Source organism: Streptococcus sp. FSL L8-0526 (assembly GCF_038007145.1).
Lineage (GTDB): Bacteria > Bacillota > Bacilli > Lactobacillales > Streptococcaceae > Streptococcus > Streptococcus thermophilus.
In genome coordinates this window covers 186,839-206,047 of sequence record NZ_JBBOWP010000002.1, presented here as the reverse complement: position 1 = coordinate 206,047, position 19,209 = coordinate 186,839, and the positions used below count along the sequence as shown (strand labels likewise).

At 38.8% G+C, this 19,209-nt stretch carries 14 protein-coding genes and 4 pseudogenes; 1 reads left to right on the top strand and 17 read right to left on the bottom strand.

Annotation, left to right across the window (positions count from 1 at the left end):
• Nucleotides 1–164 precede the first annotated feature (164 nt).
• Together pepF and NSQ85_RS08275 are read right to left on the bottom strand one after the other, a co-directional pair.
• Nucleotides 165–1,970 (bottom strand): oligoendopeptidase F, encoded by a 1,806-nt coding sequence (gene pepF, locus NSQ85_RS08280; RefSeq protein ID WP_340781662.1) that lies wholly within the window; start codon nt 1,968–1,970, stop codon nt 165–167.
• Between the two features lie 10 nt (nt 1,971–1,980).
• Nucleotides 1,981–2,940 (bottom strand): competence protein CoiA, encoded by a 960-nt coding sequence (locus NSQ85_RS08275; protein WP_164135616.1) that lies wholly within the window; start codon nt 2,938–2,940, stop codon nt 1,981–1,983.
• Nucleotides 2,941–4,241: 1,301 nt separating this feature from the next.
• On the opposite strand from NSQ85_RS08275, the gene NSQ85_RS08270 reads away from it, so the two are divergent.
• On the top strand, nt 4,242–5,138 hold the full coding sequence (locus tag NSQ85_RS08270; protein ID WP_179974291.1) for a LysR family transcriptional regulator: 897 nt from the start codon (nt 4,242–4,244) through the stop codon (nt 5,136–5,138).
• Between the two features lie 277 nt (nt 5,139–5,415).
• On the opposite strand, the gene metG is transcribed toward NSQ85_RS08270, so the two are convergent.
• The 15 genes and pseudogenes from metG to NSQ85_RS08195 all read right to left on the bottom strand — a co-directional run bounded on the left by metG (nt 5,416) and on the right by NSQ85_RS08195 (nt 19,096).
• Nucleotides 5,416–7,419 carry a methionine--tRNA ligase gene (metG, locus tag NSQ85_RS08265; RefSeq protein WP_100273301.1) on the bottom strand — a complete coding sequence of 668 codons (2,004 nt, stop codon included), beginning with the start codon at nt 7,417–7,419 and terminating at the stop codon, nt 5,416–5,418.
• Between the two features lie 193 nt (nt 7,420–7,612).
• Nucleotides 7,613–8,020, bottom strand: a complete 408-nt coding sequence (locus tag NSQ85_RS08260) for a hypothetical protein (RefSeq protein ID WP_231910734.1) — start codon at nt 8,018–8,020, stop codon at nt 7,613–7,615.
• Nucleotides 8,017–8,223 carry a hypothetical protein gene (locus NSQ85_RS08255; RefSeq protein ID WP_232085841.1) on the bottom strand — a complete coding sequence of 69 codons (207 nt, stop codon included), beginning with the start codon at nt 8,221–8,223 and terminating at the stop codon, nt 8,017–8,019. Before NSQ85_RS08255 ends, NSQ85_RS08260 begins: the two co-directional genes overlap by 4 nt.
• Before the next feature lie 470 nt (nt 8,224–8,693).
• Nucleotides 8,694–9,107 carry a hypothetical protein gene (locus NSQ85_RS08250; RefSeq protein WP_084828536.1) on the bottom strand — a complete coding sequence of 138 codons (414 nt, stop codon included), beginning with the start codon at nt 9,105–9,107 and terminating at the stop codon, nt 8,694–8,696.
• A 69-nt stretch (nt 9,108–9,176) separates the two neighbouring features.
• Nucleotides 9,177–9,386 (bottom strand): hypothetical protein, encoded by a 210-nt coding sequence (locus NSQ85_RS08245; protein WP_340781660.1) that lies wholly within the window; start codon nt 9,384–9,386, stop codon nt 9,177–9,179.
• A gap of 926 nt (nt 9,387–10,312) precedes the next feature.
• Nucleotides 10,313–11,374 carry a PhoH family protein gene (locus NSQ85_RS08240; RefSeq protein WP_100262384.1) on the bottom strand — a complete coding sequence of 354 codons (1,062 nt, stop codon included), beginning with the start codon at nt 11,372–11,374 and terminating at the stop codon, nt 10,313–10,315.
• A 79-nt stretch (nt 11,375–11,453) separates the two neighbouring features.
• Nucleotides 11,454–11,953, bottom strand: a pseudogene (locus NSQ85_RS08235) (hypothetical protein); the annotation flags it as partial.
• Between the two features lie 262 nt (nt 11,954–12,215).
• On the bottom strand, nt 12,216–13,589 hold the full coding sequence (locus tag NSQ85_RS08230; protein WP_340781659.1) for a CHAP domain-containing protein: 1,374 nt from the start codon (nt 13,587–13,589) through the stop codon (nt 12,216–12,218).
• Nucleotides 13,590–13,829: 240 nt separating this feature from the next.
• Nucleotides 13,830–14,045 (bottom strand): YozE family protein, encoded by a 216-nt coding sequence (locus NSQ85_RS08225; RefSeq protein ID WP_024704209.1) that lies wholly within the window; start codon nt 14,043–14,045, stop codon nt 13,830–13,832.
• Nucleotides 14,046–14,053: 8 nt separating this feature from the next.
• Complete coding sequence (gene cvfB, locus NSQ85_RS08220; RefSeq protein ID WP_340781658.1) at nt 14,054–14,911, bottom strand: RNA-binding virulence regulatory protein CvfB; 858 nt, start codon at nt 14,909–14,911, stop codon at nt 14,054–14,056.
• Nucleotides 14,912–15,001: 90 nt separating this feature from the next.
• Complete coding sequence (frr, locus tag NSQ85_RS08215) at nt 15,002–15,559, bottom strand: ribosome recycling factor (RefSeq protein WP_024704207.1); 558 nt, start codon at nt 15,557–15,559, stop codon at nt 15,002–15,004.
• 14 nt (nt 15,560–15,573) lie between these two features.
• Nucleotides 15,574–16,311 carry a UMP kinase gene (gene pyrH, locus NSQ85_RS08210; protein ID WP_179972689.1) on the bottom strand — a complete coding sequence of 246 codons (738 nt, stop codon included), beginning with the start codon at nt 16,309–16,311 and terminating at the stop codon, nt 15,574–15,576.
• A gap of 235 nt (nt 16,312–16,546) precedes the next feature.
• Nucleotides 16,547–17,779, bottom strand: a pseudogene (locus NSQ85_RS08205) (sensor histidine kinase).
• A 12-nt stretch (nt 17,780–17,791) separates the two neighbouring features.
• Nucleotides 17,792–18,470: pseudogene (locus NSQ85_RS08200) on the bottom strand (response regulator transcription factor).
• Nucleotides 18,471–18,522: 52 nt separating this feature from the next.
• Nucleotides 18,523–19,096 (bottom strand): annotated as a pseudogene (locus NSQ85_RS08195) (GTP pyrophosphokinase).
• Between the last annotated feature and the right edge of the window lie 113 nt (nt 19,097–19,209).

Genomic DNA, 19,209 nt, shown 5'->3' with positions numbered 1-19,209 from the left:
AAATCCCTATCGAGTGCTAGAGATTTTGATTAATAGAAACATCTTTTTTGACATTCCCAGTCATTAGATTGTAAAAACCTACATTTAAGACAGCCACTCTTAAACCTAAAAAAGAACCACTCTTTTCCAGAATGATTCTCTCAATATAGTATACTGACTTCTTTTTAAGAAAGATGAACACCTTTTTCAACCAAAGCTTCCAATTCAACTAAGCGGTCTTCGAAAACCTTGAAAGCTGCATCCAAGTAATCAGTGTTGGTCATGTCAACGCCAGCTTTCTTGATAACTTCCAAAGGATAGTCTGAGCTACCTGCCTTAAGGTACGTAAGGTAAGCTTCTTTATCTTCTTCATTACCATGAATAATCTTTTCTGCCAAGTAGCTTGCTGCTGCAAATCCTGTAGCATATTGATAGACATAGTAATTCATGTAGAAATGCGGAATACGTTCCCACTCAAACTGAATTTCGTAGTTATCTTCAGCTTTAAGGTTATAGTATTTCTCATTGAGGTCTGCATAAAGCTTATTCAAGAAGTCTGCTGTCAAGATTTGACCCGATGCATCCGCTTCATGGATAGCATGCTCAAACTCGGCAAATTGCGTTTGACGGAAGACGGTTCCCTTAAATCCATCTAAATAGTGGTTAAGGATAGCAAAACGTGTCTTATCATCTTTAACTTCTTTAAGAAGTGTTTCTGTCAAGATATTTTCATTAGTTGTAGACGCAATTTCAGCCAAGAAGATTGGGTAATCTCCGTAAACATATGGTTGTGTCTGACGTGTGAAAGTTGAATGCAAACTGTGGCCAGTCTCGTGAACCAAGGTAAAGAGATTGTCCAAAGTGTCTTGCCAGTTCAAAAGCATGAAAGCATTGGTATCATAGGCACCACCTGAGTAGGCACCTGAACGTTTCCCTTTGTTAGGGTGAACATCAATCCAACGTTCCGTAAAGGCTGTATGAACCCCTTTACTATACTCCTCACCAAAGATAGCCAAGACTTCCTCTGCTTTCTTGAGGGCTTCTTCATAAGTAAGAGCAGTCTCTGCCTCAGAAAGTGGTGCATAAACATCATACATCTTAAGCTTATCAAGTCCCAACACCTTCTTACGCAAATCAAGGTAACGGTGCAAAAGTGGCAAATGCCTATTCACTGATTCTAAGAGTGAGTCATAAACACTTTCTGGAATAAAGTTAGCTGCAAGTGCTGCATGACGTGCCGAATTATAGTGACGAACTTTAGCCATATAATTGTGAACCTTGACAACGCCTTGAAGTGTTTGTGCATAGGTATGTTGGAACTGCTCATAAGTTCCATACATAGCTTCATAGGCTCCCTTACGGACTTCACGATTCTTAGATTCCATGAGGGTGATAAAGTTACCATGTGTCAACTCAATCACATCCCCTTGACCATCCGATACCCATGGAAAGAGGATATCAGCATTATCCAAGACGTTGAAGGTATCCGTTGGACCATTAAAAATATCACCAGCTGTTGCCAAGAGTTCTTCTGCTTCTTGAGAAAGAACGTGGTCTTTGTTTGCCAAAAGACGTTCGAAATAGTGGTCATAAAGTCCAAGACCTGGCTCTTGTTCTTTGAAGGATACTATTTTTTCAGCTTCCAAAGCCATAAATTCAGGCTCAAAGTAGGCAAAGGCTTCACTCAACTGTGAGTATAGGTTTGAGGCTTTGGCTTTGTACTCTTGGTAAAGACCTACCGTTGTATCTTGGTCATTTTTCATTGACGCATAAACGTAGATTTTTTCCAAACGACGCATCAAACTCATATAAAGTTCTGTTGCCTCAAGCAAATTCTTGGCTGAGTCCAAGAGGTGACCAGCAAAGGAACTAGCCTTCTTCAAATCCTGAACAATGCTTTCATATTCAGTCTCCCAATTAGCGTCTGTCGCAAAAATGGTGGTCAAATCCCATGTATATTTTTCTTCTAAATGACAACGATTGTCTGACATAATATTCTCCTTAATTGTGTCTATACTCTACTATTTTAACATAAAAGATGGGAGGGCACAGGGTTTGCTTGTAAGAAAAATCCCTTTTTCGATAATACTGCATAAAAAGCTTTTCAAAACCATCAATAGATAATCTAATTTGGACAAATCCTTGCTTAGACTCTGGAAACCGCACTTGTGGAAAAAAATCCTGATCGGACAAACTTAACAAATTCATCCCCTTAAGATAAGCCTCCTCCTGCCTTCTCATCCATCTTGGATTTTTCCCCATTAATTCCCGTTGAATAACATGTGAGACTTTCTTTCGCTGAGTCACTTGATAAGTCCCCACCTTTCTGGCCTGATAAGGAAAACGTAATATGGTCATGAGATTTTCTATTAAAGACCAGGTCTTAGTTAAGTAATAAACTCTCCCAAAAATATCCTCATAGATGAGATACTTAAGTCTAATCTCTTCCCTCTCCCAATCAAGTTCCCAGAGGTGGAAACCTATCTTAGTTGTAAAATAAAGAAAATCACGCTGTAGATCTGTTAAACGCTGTCCCAACCACAGTTCTTTCCCCAAAAGCCATCGTACCTCGTAACCTATTTGATGGTAAGCTAAAGTCCGCTCTCTTAAACGTTTCTGTGATAAACGAGAACACTGGACTTCCAAAGCTAAGGAATCTCCAACGAATAAATCCGCAATTTGACCTAACTCAGGCAGAACCTTTTCAATACAAACTCTTTCACCATGATTGTCCAGGGATTGATACACAGTGGCTTTTAGGGATAAATGTTGGGCCGATTCGTTTTCTGAGAAAAACTGACAATCCTGCAAAGATTTATGGGCAAAATGCGGGCATAATACCTTTCCCTGTCTCAACAATACAATTCCTTGACAGCCAGGGCACCTATAAATTTCCTCACGATTCAACCCATTTTCAAGAGCCGAAACCAAGAGCCCTTTCTGATTTTTAGCGATTAACATGACTCCCTCCTTTATACACTCCATTACTTATTCGCAAAAGATGTCATAAAATGAAAAAAAGCATCTAGATTTCTCTAGATGTATCCCCTATTCAAATTAAAACTTGCTCCCTGATGTATGGAAACATAGGTTCATAGGTGTATTACCTACTTTAAGATACAAGTGCCGATCAATCCATTTGAACTCTTTTCAATTTCTAGAGGTAACTCCCCCAATCTACCCTGAAATTAAAAGTCGAAAACAGTCTCTATCCCACACGACCATTGAAAATAGTCAATGTAGCATAGACAGACAGATGCTCTCACAAACATCTAGTCAAATTCCATCTCTAAAACACCATTCCAATATGCTTCTTACCCTCTAGTTCCTAATTCTCATCAAGGACTTACTTCCTTTAGTCAATAACAAGATAAAACAATTTTTAGATTTGGATAATCACCATCCAAAATCCTTATTTACTAACATTGAACCACCATTTCCCTAGGTGCAGTTCAATACCAACAAACGCAAAACCGTGTTGGTACAAAATGGTTTCTATCAAAGAGTATCTTGTGATTGATAGTCAGTCAATCTAAAAAGCTTTCCCTCTAGCTTTTGTGCAAATCGTCACACTGCGTACAAAATACTATTTTCTAGAAGAGTATCAGCTAAAATAGCTACTCTCAAAACATACCACCTGTTAAGAAAAGATTTAGTCCGCCTTCTGATAGATCTATTTGCAGGTACTGCTTTATTTTCTTTCCCTCTCCCTTTAAAGAGTACTCTCCCTTAAACTCGCCTTCCAAAATGGGATTAGATCTCCAAAACATGTGTTAGAAGTCGTCTTCTTATCATCCTGATTTTTTGGATTTGCTCGTCTAGAAAATCTCACCCACCAACCTTTAGACGCAACCCTTGTTCAAGTTTACTATGCCTCGGCTATCGGTATATTCTTTTCCGCTATTTATCTACGTACTGGCATCCTCTGATGGACTATTGTTCTGCACTTTTTGTTTATTTTTACTAGTTTCCTTCTGTCACAAGCGACACAGGCTGCTCCAGCTACAAGTATCTGGTATTTCATTCTCTGGTTACTACTGATTACCATAGTACTCTGCCTCATTCGTCCTAAAAAATTGGAAGCCATTAGACGTCTTAGCAACTGACACTTTATACAGCATTCCATCAGTACTCCTATAAGACCTGACTTTATAAAAATTTCATATCAGGTCTTCATCTATTCCTATCAGGATTTTACTGATATTAGACTTCTCATTTTGTTATAATATAGGTCACAATCATATCTTAAAAAGGGGTTGCTTATGAATTTTCAACAATGTCGCTATGTTCAGACTATCTCTGAAACAGGCTCATTTAGTAAGGCTGCTAAGAAGTTTTTTTTGACCCAACCCAATCTTTCAGCATCCATTCGTGATTTAGAGGAAGAACTGGGAGTTCTACTCTTTGAGCGCTCCAATACGGGAGCCAAACTGACTGATGATGGCCATGATTTTCTAAAATACGCCAAACGTATCCTTAGGGAGCTGGATCTACTAGAAGGACGCTATCACAAGTCCTTTAAGAAATCGTTCACCATTGCCAGTCACCACTATGATTTTTTGTCACTTCCCATGGCTCATATTGCCAAACGTTTCCGTAGTGATTATCAAGAATTTCAATTAATCGAAACAACAACTAGAAAGATTCTCAAGAGCGTAGAGAGTTTCGAAAGTGACTTGGGGATTATTTATCTTGATGAAGATAACGTCCACATCCTAGAGCGCAGTTTCAAACACATGGATTTGACTTTCACCCCACTTGGAGACTTTGAAACCAAGATTTTCTTGGGACGTCAACATCCCTTAGCCAAGAAAAAATCTCTAAATCTCAAGGATTTAGAGGGATATCCACAAGTCCGTTTTCGTCAGGAAAGCTCTGGAATTCATCTCACCGAGGATCCGCTAGAAGTCCTGCCTGACCAGCAAGTTATCTACAGTAATGACCGAGGCAGTGTCATGAATCTGCTATGTTCCTCTGATAGTTATGCTTCTGGCCTTGGTATTGTCAACAGTTTTATCAAGGACCAGATTGTCCTAATCCCACTTAAGGATAGTCCCAAGCACACTTTGGGTTTTGTAACCAACAATAAACAAAAACAATCTACAATTATTCAAGCATTTATCGAAGAAATTCGAGATAGCTTACTAACCCACCACTAAGGAGACCTTGATGCTATTAGTAAACTAAACAGATACCCTAATGCCTATGGACCTGATGGAAACGTAGAACAAATTAAACATTTATTGAAATATAGTGTATAAAAAAACGAGTTCGACTGAACTCGTTTTAATGTTAAAAATATCTCTTTTCATTACTCTTAGGTGAGTAGGGGTATACAACGAAATCAAAATAAGGAATGGAACGGAAGGCTTATCATTCAAAATCAATTCGTTTTCCCACTCCCACTTAAGGAAATACTATAAAACAGAATTACTGTTAGCCAATAACACTTCCATTTGGAACAGATGGATCTACTGTCAAGACAGTGAGTTTACCGTCATGTTCAGCAGAAAGAATCATACCTTGGCTGACATATTTCTTCATCATCTTACGTGGTTTAAGGTTCGCCACGACTTGAAGTTTCTTGCCGACCAATTCTTGTTCGTTTGGATAGAATTTAGCGATACCTGAGAGGATTTGACGGTCTTCACCGTCACCAGCATCAAGACGGAAACGGAGCAATTTATCTGAACCTTCGACTTTTTCTACTTCTTTAACTTCAGCAACACGGATTTCAACCTTGTCAAAGTCTTCAAATTTGATTTGGTCTTTTTCAGATTTAAGTTTGACTTCTTCTGGGTTCCATTCTTTTTCTTGTGGTTTGCCTGCGTTCATTTGAGATTGGATGTAGGCAATTTCTTCGTCCATGTCAAGACGTGGGAAGATTGGAGTTCCTTTTGAAATAACTGTAACATTTTCTGGGAAACCTGAAAGTTCAAGATTTTCAAGGTCAAATACCACTGGCAATCCGAGCTGTTCCATGATGGCATTTGAAGTGCTCATCATGAACGGTTGGATCAGGTGGGCTACCACACGAAGGCTAGCTGCCAAGTGAGCCATCACTGCTCTCAATTGTTCCTCGTCACCATCTTCTTTCGCAAGTACCCAAGGGGCTGTTTCGTCAATGTACTTATTGGTACGTGAGATGATATTCCACACAGCATCTAGGGCGCGTGGGAAGTCCACAGCATTCATTTGTTTGTGGAACTCTTCGATATTTTCAGCAACAACCTTAGCCAAATCAGCATCAAAGTCTGTAACATTCTCAATATAGGCAGGTACTTGACCATCGAAATACTTGTTAATCATGGCAACTGTACGGTTAAGAAGGTTTCCGAGGTCATTAGCCAACTCATAGTTGATACGGGCCAGATAGTCTTCTGGCGTGAAAGTGCCATCTGAACCGACCGGAAGACTACGCATGAGGTAGTAACGAAGGGGATCAAGACCGAATCGCTCTACCAACATTTCTGGATAGATGACATTACCCTTAGACTTAGACATCTTACCGTCTTTCATGACAAACCAACCATGAGCAACAAGACGTGTAGGCAATGGTAAATCAAGTGCCATCAAGATGATTGGCCAGTAGATTGAGTGGAAACGAAGGATGTCCTTACCAATCATGTGGATGATTTCGTGGTTTTTATCATTTTGCCAGAAAAGGTCAAAATTACCATGCTCATTCTGGCCATAACCGAGGGCAGTAATATAGTTGATAAGGGCATCAATCCACACATAAACCACATGTTTTGGATCTGATGGTACTTTAACTCCCCAAGTGAAGGTTGTACGTGATACCGCCAAATCTTCCAAGCCTGGCTCAATGAAGTTTTTAAGCATTTCATTCATACGACCATCAGGTTGGATAAATTCTGGGTGTTCTTTATAGAAGGCCGTCAAACGGTCTGCGTAGTTGCTGAGTTTAAAGAAATAGGATTCTTCAGACACTAGCTCCACTTCATGTCCTGATGGAGCCACACCACCAATGACATTGCCCTCTTCATCACGGTAAACTTCTACCAACTGACTTTCAGTGAAGAATTCTTCGTCTGAAACTGAGTACCAACCAGAGTATTCACCAAGGTAGATATCACCTTTTTCCAAGAGACGCTCGAAAACTTGAGCAACAACTTTTTCATGGTAATCATCAGTCGTACGAATGAATTTATCGTATGAGATATCCAAAAGTTGCCAGAGATCCTTAACACCAACAGCCATACTATCCACATACTCTTGTGGTGTGATTCCTGCTTCTTCAGCCCTTTGTTGAATCTTTTGGCCGTGTTCATCAAGCCCAGTAAGGTAGAAGACATCATAGTTCATCATACGTTTGTAACGTGCCAAGACGTCACAAGCAATGGTTGTATAGGCAGAACCAATATGCAATTTACCAGATGGGTAGTAGATAGGTGTTGTGATGTAGAATGTTTTTGTCATTTTAATTTCCTTTCATGTGTTAACAAATGGGCTAACACTGATGATATAACATCTTATTATAGCACGTTTTGGACACTAAAAAAACCAGACTAGCTGATTTTTGCTCTTTTAATATTCACCTAGGAATGAAAGAATTTTTTATCGTCCCTAACATCACGCTCATAGTCGTAATCCAGTTTTTTCTCTTCTTTTGTTAGACGTTTAAAGATTTTTTCTTCTGAAAGTTTGCCTTTTTTATCATAGGTAAGGACATTGATTTTATCGCTATTAACCTTATAGTGAACTGTCTCTTTATGAAATTCCTTATAAGACTTAATATAAACTTTTTACTATCGTCGATATCAGATTTAGTGGTATGTTCGTCCACCTTATAATGATTATCTACAGCTTTCTCAACGACTTTTGTATAATCGACCAAAGATATTGTTAGTTCGAGCGTTATAGACCAGTTGTCAAAACGGAAAGCTTTTTCAGTATCACAATCCAAGTTAACCTCACCAGCCAAGGTATATTCATAAAATTTCAACTGATTGCCTTTAACTTTAACAAAATCACCGTCTTTTAACTTACTTTTCTCATAGAATTTCATACCATCAATCATCTTTTTTTGTCCTTATCATAATATCGATAATTTTCTTCTAAGATTTCACCTCCCTCTAGGTAGGTATAAGCATAACCACCAAAAGAAAGTGAAATTATTACATCTGCTCCAATAACAGAAGCAATAACGATTGTAACTTTCTTAGATAAGCCTTTTTTAGATGCCACAACTGGTGTCACTTGTTCAGTTACTGGCTCACTCACATGAACTTGTGGCTGACTATTCTCTGACACAGGCTCTGAGGCTATAAATTCGCCGTTCGCTTTAGCTTGTTGAATTTCTTTTTCGGTTAGTTTGCGATTATTGATTGTTTTGAAATAATCTAACCACTCATTTTTTGTTCATAAAAGTCCCCTTTTTATTGATCTTTCCATTCTACAAGAAAAGAGACTTTTAAGCTATTTGACTATTTTCATACAAAGAAAAGCAATACCAGATTAGAAACTCAAGTCTCTTTCTAATACCACTTTACTTATTTATGAAATTAACTGATTAGATTTTATCAATTCCTTTTTTTGCTACTATCGCTATCGTTAGAGCCTGATTCAGAATCACTGCCATAACCATAATCAAAGTGATCCTTGTAGTTATCATATTGATCACTATATTTTTTCAAATCTTTCTTATAATCTTTGATGGCATCCTTATAGTCATCCCAGCGCTCCTCAGCGTCTCACTTACTCATACGTTTATAAATAACACGTGATTGAAGTTCTCCATCCTTGTCATAAATAGACAGAGTATACTCGTTTCCTGTTTTGACGTAAGTACGTTTTTCTTTTAGAGATTTCTTATATGATTTTACAGATTCTTCAACAGCTTCTTTAGCAGCATCTTTAGTGTAGAATGAATAATCCTTAGACAGTTTCTTCACGAAATCTTTGGTAGTAGATTCAAACTCTTCAACCGTTAAAACCTCTGTCTGAGTCTTGTTCCATGGATCAAACTTCTGAGGGATATCACTTTCATACTCTAACAAGCTAACGTAAGATGATTTATTGTCTTCAAGATAAGTATAGTATCTAGAATTATTATTTTTAACTTCTACAAAAGAGTAAAAGTAAACATCATCAAAAGCGTCTACCATCTTATCTTTATCATCATTACGTTAAGAATAGGCTACTACCTCGTATGTTCCATCCGCAATCTTACCTGATTAGTAACGCCATATTGAGTAACCATCAACGATAAGTAAAATCGCTGTCAAGGATCCTAAGACTGATACCAAAATAATCTTAGTTTTCTTAAACATAGCTCTTTTAGGGGACACTACTTGTTGGAAAGTTGCTGCTGTTTTGGCAAACTGAGGCTGTTGTGTCATAGCAATCACAGATTCAGCTGGCTTAGTCGGCCTTTGTTCCCTCACTTGTCCATTTGAGCTTAAAATGTTAGGTCGTTCAAGTATAAACTCGTCTGTTGCTTGAACTTGATATAACTCTGCCGGAGTTGGTTTACGACCGTTGACTAATTCAAAGTAATCAATCCACTCTTGCTGGTTTATAATAATCTCCTTTTTTATTGGTCTACTGTTTTATTGTACTAAAATAAATGACCAAATAGTATTTGACAATTATCATATAGACTGTAAGTTTTTTTTATAATTTTTTAGACAATGATTCTACACAGTAAAGAACTACTAGGTCAGTTTACTTATCAACGCCAGATGAGATAATCACTTTCAGTTCGCCAATCAAATCTATACTCTAGTACAAATTTATATGCATTTTCATAACCCAAATGAAGGTCATCAGCTTCATTCGAATCCAAACGCTCAAAAACTCTTCAAGAAGAAATATTGACATCCATATCATAAACATTTATTACGAATCCGTTAGGTCTTTTCTCATAAGTCTTTTTTTCAAGATTCTTTTAGTGAAACAAAAGGTTACCCATCCCCATAAGAAAGAGAATAAAATTGAGATTTCATATTCTCAACAACTATAAACTCTTTATGTAAGGTATCATTATTTTCTACCCCGCTTAGTCCAATTTACCAACTCATCTGAATATGTCGAAGTATCTTCCTATTTTAACATCTGATAGGTGCCATCTATAATATGGTTCTCTTGATACTTCCAAAACCTTCCACCTCTAATAGCTATTAAGACTATCACCATAAGACCAAGAACCAAAATAATAGCAACCTTCCATTTTGGGTTTTAGTCATACTTCATTCCTCTAAATTAGCCTATTCTTTAGTACTATTTTAACAAAATAGAGAGAAAATCTGTTACTTGACTATAAAAGCAAAAGAGGTAGAGAACACTTACTCTCAAACCTCTTTTCATCTATTTACTTTTTAACATCCTCAGCACCAATGACTGGGTATTCGGTCAATCCTGATGCTACTTCTTCAGCCTGGTCTGATCCCTCTGATTTTTCCTCAAGATTAAACTTAGGTGCATCTTTTTCATAAGCATTAATGATATCGGCAACAACTGGGTGACGTACGACATCACTAGCAGAGAAATGGACAAAATCAATAGCCTTGATTCCTTTTAGTTTTTCCATAGCATCAATAAGACCTGACTTTACACGACGTGGAAGGTCAATCTGGCTCATATCTCCATTGATAATCATCTTAGAATTAAAACCAAGACGGGTCAGGAACATCTTCATTTGCATAATGGTTGTATTTTGCGCTTCATCAAGGATAATAAAGGCATCTTCGAGGGTACGACCACGCATATAAGCAAGAGGGGCAATCTCGATAATTTCACGTTCCATGAGGCGAGTCGTCTGCTCTTTGCCAAGAATTTGATAAAGGGCATCATAGACGGGACGAAGGTAAGGATCTACCTTTTCCTTGAGATCGCCAGGCAAAAAGCCAAGACTTTCACCTGCCTCAACCGCCGGACGTGTTAGAACAATACGTTTAACCTGACCACGTTTAAGAGCTGTGACTGCAAGAGTGACCGCTAAAAAGGTTTTACCTGTACCAGCTGGACCAATCCCAAAGACCACATCATGGCTTTTAATGCTATCAACATAAACCTTTTGCCCCAAGGTCTTCACTCGAATAGGCTTACCACTGTTGTCCTTGATAATCTCTTCTTCATATAAAGCGACAAACTTGTCAATCGAACCATCTTGAGCCATGGTTAAGGCCGCGACAACATCTGAAGTGTTAACTAGCATTCCTCGTTCCACTAAAACAAGGAGAGCTTGAATGGTCAAGCGGGCCAATTCGACACTTTCTTCGTCATCCCCAAGGATTTGCACACGCTCTGTTCGAGCATGTATGATAACATTTAGGTTTTCTTCAATGAGTTTTAAATGACGCTCATTGGTTCCAAAAAGCGATAAGACATCATCTGGGTGATTTAGGGTAATTTCAACAGAATACTCTTGCAAATAGAGTTCCTCTTTCTTAAGTATTTTTATCCATTATATCAAAAAAATCACGCCAGGCGTGACTTTTTGTAATTCTTAATTATGCATTGAATGATACGTGAAAGTGGTCATAGTGGTTTTCAGTAATGCTACCACAATCAGGCATTTGGTTCCAAGTATTGGTTGGTCCGTAGATATTATCTACTGGTGCGTAGAAATGTCGTCTGTAGATGACATATGAGATACCTGCATTTGCGATATTGTCTACAGCATATTGAGCGACTTGATTACCAACTTCTGAACCAACTGGTACCATAACGTCAACGGCAAGTCCTTTACCATGATCTTGTGGGTCACCTTCACGGAACCACCGATATTAGTAAGACCAAATTTTGCTGCTACATCTTGACGGAAAGCTTCAGCCTGTGGTTGAAGATTTGGATCCGTTGGAAGTGTATTTGTTGATGCAGGTTGTGTTGCTGGTGTCTCTGAAGTTGCTGGGGCTTCTAAAGCCACTTCTGATGTCACTGCTGGTTATTTTGCTTGCGCTTCTGATGTTGCTGGTGCCTCTGATGCAGCTTCTGATGTTGCTGCTAATTCTTGGTTAGACGACAAAGCAAATAACTTTAAATTCGTATAAGACATGATTTCCTCCAAAATATCTACTAGACCATTCTACCTTTTTTAAGTTGATTTTCAACGCCAAATAAATGGTGTCACATGAACTTAACAAGGATAAAAATACTTTACTTCCCCTTAGTCTAGAATTTTTTTCAAACACCATTATTTTCTCAGGATGAATATATTATTTATATAAAATAAAAGCGATTCGAGAATATCCGAATCGCTTTTGTTGTACTCATTATGGATAAATATAAAATACAGAACCACCATGCGCTGATGATGTTGGATCAAATGTACCACGGTAGTTACCGATTAACATGTTACCAGCATAGTTCGATTCCATAACTTGAATTGAATTTGCACCTGATGCTGATGTAACATAAGCTACGTGACCATAACCACCACCATCATATGGCCATACCGCAATCGCACCAGCTACTGGAGTTGTACCTACTGAGTGACCAGCTGCTTTCGCACTAGCAATCCAGTCTTTAGCATTACCCCAATTATTACCAGCCCATGGAGCCAATGATTTCGCACCCCAAGTACATTGTCCAACTGGATATGTATTAGGAGTTGATGCAGCTTCTGATGTTGCTGCTGGTTGTTCTGCTGGAGCTTCTGAGCTCTCTGGTGCCTCTGATGCAGCTGCTAGTTGTTCTGCTGGAGCTTCTGAGCTCTCTGGTGCCTCTGATGCAGCTGCTAGTTGTTCTGCTGGAGCTTCTGATGCTGCTGGTGCCTCTGATGCAGCTGCTAGTTGTTCTGCTGGTGCTTCTGATGCTGCTGCTAGTTGTTCTGCTGGTACTTCTGAAAAAGCAGGTGCAGCTGATTCTGGTTGTGCTTCTGATGTTTCTGATGAAACCGGATCCTGTGCATCTTCTGAACTCTCTGGTGCCTCTGATGCAGCTTCTGATGTTGCTGCTGGGTGTGCTGCTACTTCAGTTGTTTCAGCTTGTGCAGATGTTTCAGTTGCTGGAGCTTCCTCTTCTGCAAGTGTTTCTTCAGCTGATGAAGTAACATGATCAATAGCGTCTGCAACTGGTTGTTCAGTATCTGCGTAAGCTGGAGCATCTGATGCTGATGCGATAGCCTCTGTTACTTCTGAAACAACTTGTGTTGATTCTTCTTTAGCAGGTGCTTGAGTAGCTGTCAAGCTAACAGTTTCAACTAGAGCTGACAAATCAGATGCTACTACAGATTGACCATTTACAGTCACTTCGTTAGTTGTCAAGTTAGATTCTGCTACTACAGGTGTGTCAGAAGTTTCTGAAGATGGTGTTTTAACTTTAACTGATACTGCTTGATTATCGGCGTTGTATGTTGTTGTCAAAACTGTTCCAGGGAAAATCAAGTCAATGTTTGTAATTTCTTTGATATTAGCTAAAACATTCATATCGATTCCCATCGCTTCAACAATACTACCTAAAGTATCACCATATTGAACAGTGTAAGTTTGTTGATTATCATTTACAGAGATATCTGCCTTGATTTGATCTACTGAACGTGCTGTCCAGTGAGAAGTTTCATCGGCATGTACGTGGCTAGCAGCAAAAAGCGAAAGTGCTGCAGTCGAGTAAAGAAGTGCCTTTGTAGTTTTAGATTTTGATAACATGTATAATTCATTCCTTCTTTAATGATTTTAATATCTACAATAATACCACACTTTCCATCAAAAAAATTGTGACTTACTGCTCTTTAAAGCAATTACTAACTAGTTGTAACAACCCTGATTTATTGAAAAACATCTGAGATATTTGTAAAAAAAATGTAACAATTTATTTCAATTCAAATGCTAACCACTTAATAAAAAATTGTAAAAAACAGTTACACCTATGGTAAAGCCCTATCCCTATCAATGTGCTAGATAGTCTTCCCAAATCTGGTCAAATTGACCTAGATTGAAAGAGAAACTAGCATGATCTTCCAAGTAACGACTAACTTCTTCAAAATCATCGGTATGCTTAGGAAAGGTTGAATCTTCAAAAGCCAAATCGGCTAAAATAGATACCGGTTCATTTGATTTTGGATTACGTTGAGCCATCAGCCAAGTATAAAAGGATTTTCTCATACCTTCTCCTAACCGATTAATTCTGTTCCAAACTGATCTTGTTTGACTTTTTTAGCCTTCATCAGACCACCCAAGGCTTTTTTGAATTGTCCCTTAGAAATACCAAAGGTCGCCTTGATATCTGCTGGTGACGATTTATCATTAAGTGCCATAAAGCCACCGTTACTCTCTAAATAGGTCAAAATCATCTGTGCATCATTCTCGAGCATTTCAAAAGAACGTGGTTTAAGAGAAAGGTTAAGGGTGCGGTCAACTTCTCTAAATCCAATCACACGCGCTTCAAGGACTTGACCCAAGCGAGGCTCAGCATAACGTTCTGATGGATGGATGAAGCCAAGCATGTTATTCTCTGGCAGATAGACAAAGGTTCCTGACAGTTTAAGACGGTAGACAATGGCTGGCCATTTTTGATTTTGCATATTATCGTAAGCAGGGCCAGCTATGCGTTGAAAGACCTCAGGTTCAGCAGGAAGCCCCCAAATACGATCTTTTTTATCCACACCTAGTTTTATATAGAGTTTGTCCCCCTTCTTGGGCCAGAGCTCTTTGAGTTCAGGCAAAACATCAAGAGAGACAACGATTTCCTTATTTGGAATTCCCACGTCTACAAAGACACCTAAATCTTTTCGGACATCAGTGACCTCTCCCCAATCGTAAGATTCTCGAGTTGCCTTGATTTCCTTTTGAGTCAAACGTAATTTTTGCTTACTATCTGTATAGGCAAAACCTTTCACCATGTCACCAATGGCGTGTTCTCCCTCATCTTTAGCCAAAGCAAAGGTCACACCATCCTTTTGAACAAAGTAAAAGTGGTCATTTTCATCAGTTACTAGAGCAGTAATGATGGTTCCAAGTAGTGTATTCATCTTTTTTCCTCTAAAAAGAGAGTCGGACAAGGAAGCTAACATAGTCCATGCTCTTTTGCTTTCTGTCCCATTCTCCTTATTTTCTATTGATTAAACAGTAAGGAGTTCTTTTTCCTTCTCTGCTATCATGCTGTCAATCTTATTAACAGCATCATCAGTTACTTTTTGGATATCTTTTTCCAAAGTTTTCAATTGATCTTCTGTAATTTCTTTTTCTTTTTCTTGCTTTTTAGCTTCATCCATAGCATCACGACGGATGTTACGGATAGCGATTTTAGCATTTTCACCGACTTTTTTCACTTCTTTGGCTAACTCTTTCCGAGTTTCTTCTGTAAGTGCTGGGATAACCAAGCGGATTACAGAGCCATCGTTAGCTGGGTTGATACCAAGGTCAGATTCATTGATGGCACGTTCGATATCAGCGATTGATCCTTTATCAAATGGTGAAATCAAAAGAACACGTGCTTCAGGAACAGTGATTGAAGCCAATTGGTTAAGCGGTGTTGGAGCACCATAGTATTCCACAGTGATGCGGTCAAGAAGTGATGCATTGGCACGACCTGCACGGATAGCTCCGAATTCACGGGCCAATGACTCGTGTGTGTGGGCAAAACGTTCTTTTGCTTTTTCAATAATTGCGTTTGTCATGAGTTCTCTCTTTCTTATTTACGTAATTCTGCTTTGTTAGATACAGTTGTCCCAATTTGTTCACCAAAAATAACACGTTTGATATTTCCAGGTTCGTTCATATTAAAGACAACAAGATCAATGTCATTGTCCATTGAAAGGGTAGAAGCTGTGGCATCCATAATTTTCAAACCACGCTTGATAACTTCTACATGTGTCAATTCGTCAAATTTGACAGCATCAGCGTTTTTACGGGGGTCATCATTGTAGATACCATCGACACCATTTTTAGCCATAAGGATGGCATCGGATTCGATTTCAGCGGCACGAAGTGCTGCCGTTGTATCTGTTGAAAAGTATGGTGAACCAATACCTGCGGCAAAAATAACGATACGCCCTTTTTCAAAGTGACGAAGGGCACGGCCACGAATATAAGGCTCAGCCACAGATTTCATATCAATCGCTGTTTGAACACGTGTATCGACACCCAATTGTTTCAAACTGTCAGCCATAACAAGAGCATTCATAATTGTCCCAAGCATTCCAGTATAGTCAGCTTGAACACGATCCATTCCTGCTTCAGCTGCGGGTTCTCCACGCCAGAGGTTACCACCACCGATAACTAGAGCAATTTGAATACCTGAGTCCGCTACCTCAGCAATTTCTTTAGCCATAGCTTGGACGGTTGGAAGATCGATCCCAACACCTTTTTCACCAGCTAGAGCTTCACCTGAAAGTTTAATGAGGACACGTTTGTATTTTGGTTCTGCCATGATTTCTCCCTATTAACTATTATATTTCTGATTTGATTCTTAGCTGAGATTTATCATTTCTAATCCATCAGTTGCCATCATTTTAAAGGTTGCAAAGGAAGTCATTTGACCTTCTCCTTTTGACGATTAGGATAAGAAAATGGTTTCTTTTTGCAAAGCAAACACTAAATCTTCATCCTTACCATTTTATCATAAATTAGGATTTTCACCTAGTCAAATATTTAAAAAAATATGTTTACAATATGACCGTAAAGGTGATGGTGTCATTTTTATAGGAGGCAAAGATTCGCCCCTTAAATAATTTGACCATGCTTTGCGCCATGGATAGACCTATGCCGAAACCACTGTGCTCTTTGTTATTATAGGACTCATCAATACGATAAAAGCGCTCAAAAAACTTACCATAATCAACTTCCTTGCCTTCTTTATAGGTACTTGACACTTCTAAATGAGCCCTTTTACACGTTCTTCCAATCTGATGAAGTCTTACCGTAACCGTTCCTTCAGGATCACAATATTTGTTAGCATTTTCCACTAGGAGAGTTACAAGTTCAAAGAGAGACTTTTCCTCGGCTTTTACATGGATATCTGGAGTGATATCCATAACGAAGGATTTGCCATCTCGGACGACAGGTCCCTTAAAGTCCTCGGCTGCATCCTCTGTAATATAGGAAAAATTCATACCTTGAAGAACAATGTCCGGCTGCTCCTCCAGACGAGATAAAGCCACAAGAGAATTGATTAGATTAGTCAAACGTGCCACTTGTTCATTAGTTGACTTGGTCCATTCATTCTCCCCTGTCATGAGTTCCTGTAGCTCCATATTAGCAGAAATAATAGCTAACGGTGTCTTTAATTCATGACCAGCATTGATGATAAAACGTCGCTGCTTTTCGTAATTTCGAATGAAGGGGCGAATGACGATTCCTGACAAAGAACTGACAATGATGACAAAAAAGATAAAAAAGATAAAAGCAAACAGTGAAAAAAGAATAGAAAGATTGAACAAGGCTTGGGAAGAATTATAATAAGAGGTCGTGTCCAAAAAGACTACCAAAACCTTATTTTCACTGACCTTACTAACTTGATAGCTAAGATTAATATTTTTTCTCTAATCGTTCCAAGATTATCGGTCAAACGTCTAACTGTCAGGGCATATGTAGCCACTTCATCGTCGTTTTTTAGGAACATAGGACTGGTATCCTTACTAACAACCATATCACCCGATAAAATAACGCTGAAAAATCGAAAACTGTCCGAAGGAATCTCATCTCCTTGATTGATCTCAATTTTTATGGTTTTTCCGAAGCCTCCATTATTCTCTGTGAGTGTGTTGAGGACCTTAGTAATTTCCTGCTCCGTCTGAAAAAGACCTCACAGTGTTGATGATTTCCACCGTAAAGATCAAAATAAAGAGGATAGCCAAAGAAGTAATCGTTATAAACTGAAATTGTAAACGTCTAAACATGGCTACTCCTTTCTAATCTTGCAGAAGACAGAAGTCGCCACCCTTTTCACCAAGAATACTGATATCCGCTTGAATGGCTTGCAATTTCTGGCGCAGATAGGAAATACAGACCCAGACAATTGACTCGTCCATATCTTCCTCATCATCCCAGATAGTTCTAAAAAGGTGTTTAGTGGTTAATTTCTTAGTAGGGTTAATCATGAAGTGGGCCATTAACTTGTCTCTATACTTGGAAGTCTAATGGCGTTGCTAGCTACCAACTCTTATTCCTCTTGGCCCAAGCGAACAGAACAAAGAGTCTCAAAATTTTGGCAGTAAAGGTTTCACTAACATGACGCTCTAAGGACCGCAGACGAGCCAGAAGTTCCTTTAGGGAAATTGGCTTGGTCAAGTAATCATCTGCCCCAGCATCAAGTCCTGTCACAGGATCACCAACTTCAGCCATGGCCGTCAACATAATGACATGAGTAGTATCCCCAGAAGAGCGAATCTCTTTCAGGGTCTCAATACCTATTTTGATAGGCATCATAATATCCATAATCATTACTTGATAGGCATTCTATGTAGCTAACTCGACTGCCTCTTGACCTTTAAACGCCTGATCAACCTCAAAACCTTGATGCTCAAGATCCGCCTTGTAAACTCAAAATAAGGCTTCCTCGTCCTGGGCCAATAAAATTTTCAGAGCCATTCTAGTCACCACCTTCTTGAATTAAGTTACGAATAGTTTGCATGGTCAGATCTTATGAAGCTAATTCATCTGCACAGCGCTTAAGCTCACGGGTAATCATTTCTGGATTCTTAATGTCATGTTTATACTTCATCTGATGTTCCAAACTGGCCCAGGAATCCTGAGCAATGGTCCGAAGCAGAACCTCAATAAAATAGGTCCCTTTATCATTGCCTAGAACATCTGGAAAATCCGTCTCCATTTGCAAAATGAGGTGGTAAGAGCGATAGCCATTTGGCTTGGCATTTAGAATATAATCCTTCTCGTTTTAGATAGAGACTCCTGGAATAACCTTGATGACATTGATAATCTTGTAAACATAGTCCACAAAACCATAAACAATTCGGATACCAATACTATCCCGGATTTCCTTGAGAGCAGACTGACTTAGTCTCAGGCAAATTTTTCCTACGACACTTTTCACGCATAGAATCACTTTCCTTAATTCTAGAAATGAAATGTTCATAGAGTTTAAAGCCTGTTTCTTTTTTGCTAGCAATATTAGCCGCAATAATTGGGTCTGTTATTTCTTGTAAAATTTTTGGGAGATGCAGAGCATATTTCCCATAAATACTTGGAGTTGACATATAAAACTCCTCTAATATCATTTCTTAATTATAGCATAAATAGGTTTAAAAATAAGCAATAAGCCGGCTTCGAGAGACTCTTAAAGAATAAGAAAAAAACAGCCGAAGCTAGC

Bases quoted from the DNA above. Each gene is read 5' to 3' on its own strand.
- pepF (WP_340781662.1), bottom strand. From the start codon at position 1,970: ATGTCAGACAATCGTTGTCATTTAGAAGAAAAATATACATGGGATTTG.
- NSQ85_RS08275 (WP_164135616.1), bottom strand. From the start codon at position 2,940: ATGTTAATCGCTAAAAATCAGAAAGGGCTCTTGGTTTCGGCTCTTGAA.
- NSQ85_RS08270 (WP_179974291.1), top strand. From the start codon at position 4,242: ATGAATTTTCAACAATGTCGCTATGTTCAGACTATCTCTGAAACAGGC.
- metG (WP_100273301.1), bottom strand. From the start codon at position 7,419: ATGACAAAAACATTCTACATCACAACACCTATCTACTACCCATCTGGT.
- NSQ85_RS08260 (WP_231910734.1), bottom strand. From the start codon at position 8,020: ATGATTGATGGTATGAAATTCTATGAGAAAAGTAAGTTAAAAGACGGT.
- NSQ85_RS08250 (WP_084828536.1), bottom strand. From the start codon at position 9,107: ATGGTAGACGCTTTTGATGATGTTTACTTTTACTCTTTTGTAGAAGTT.
- NSQ85_RS08230 (WP_340781659.1), bottom strand. From the start codon at position 13,589: ATGTTATCAAAATCTAAAACTACAAAGGCACTTCTTTACTCGACTGCA.
- NSQ85_RS08225 (WP_024704209.1), bottom strand. From the start codon at position 14,045: ATGAGAAAATCCTTTTATACTTGGCTGATGGCTCAACGTAATCCAAAA.
- cvfB (WP_340781658.1), bottom strand. From the start codon at position 14,911: ATGAATACACTACTTGGAACCATCATTACTGCTCTAGTAACTGATGAA.
- frr (WP_024704207.1), bottom strand. From the start codon at position 15,559: ATGACAAACGCAATTATTGAAAAAGCAAAAGAACGTTTTGCCCACACA.
- pyrH (WP_179972689.1), bottom strand. From the start codon at position 16,311: ATGGCAGAACCAAAATACAAACGTGTCCTCATTAAACTTTCAGGTGAA.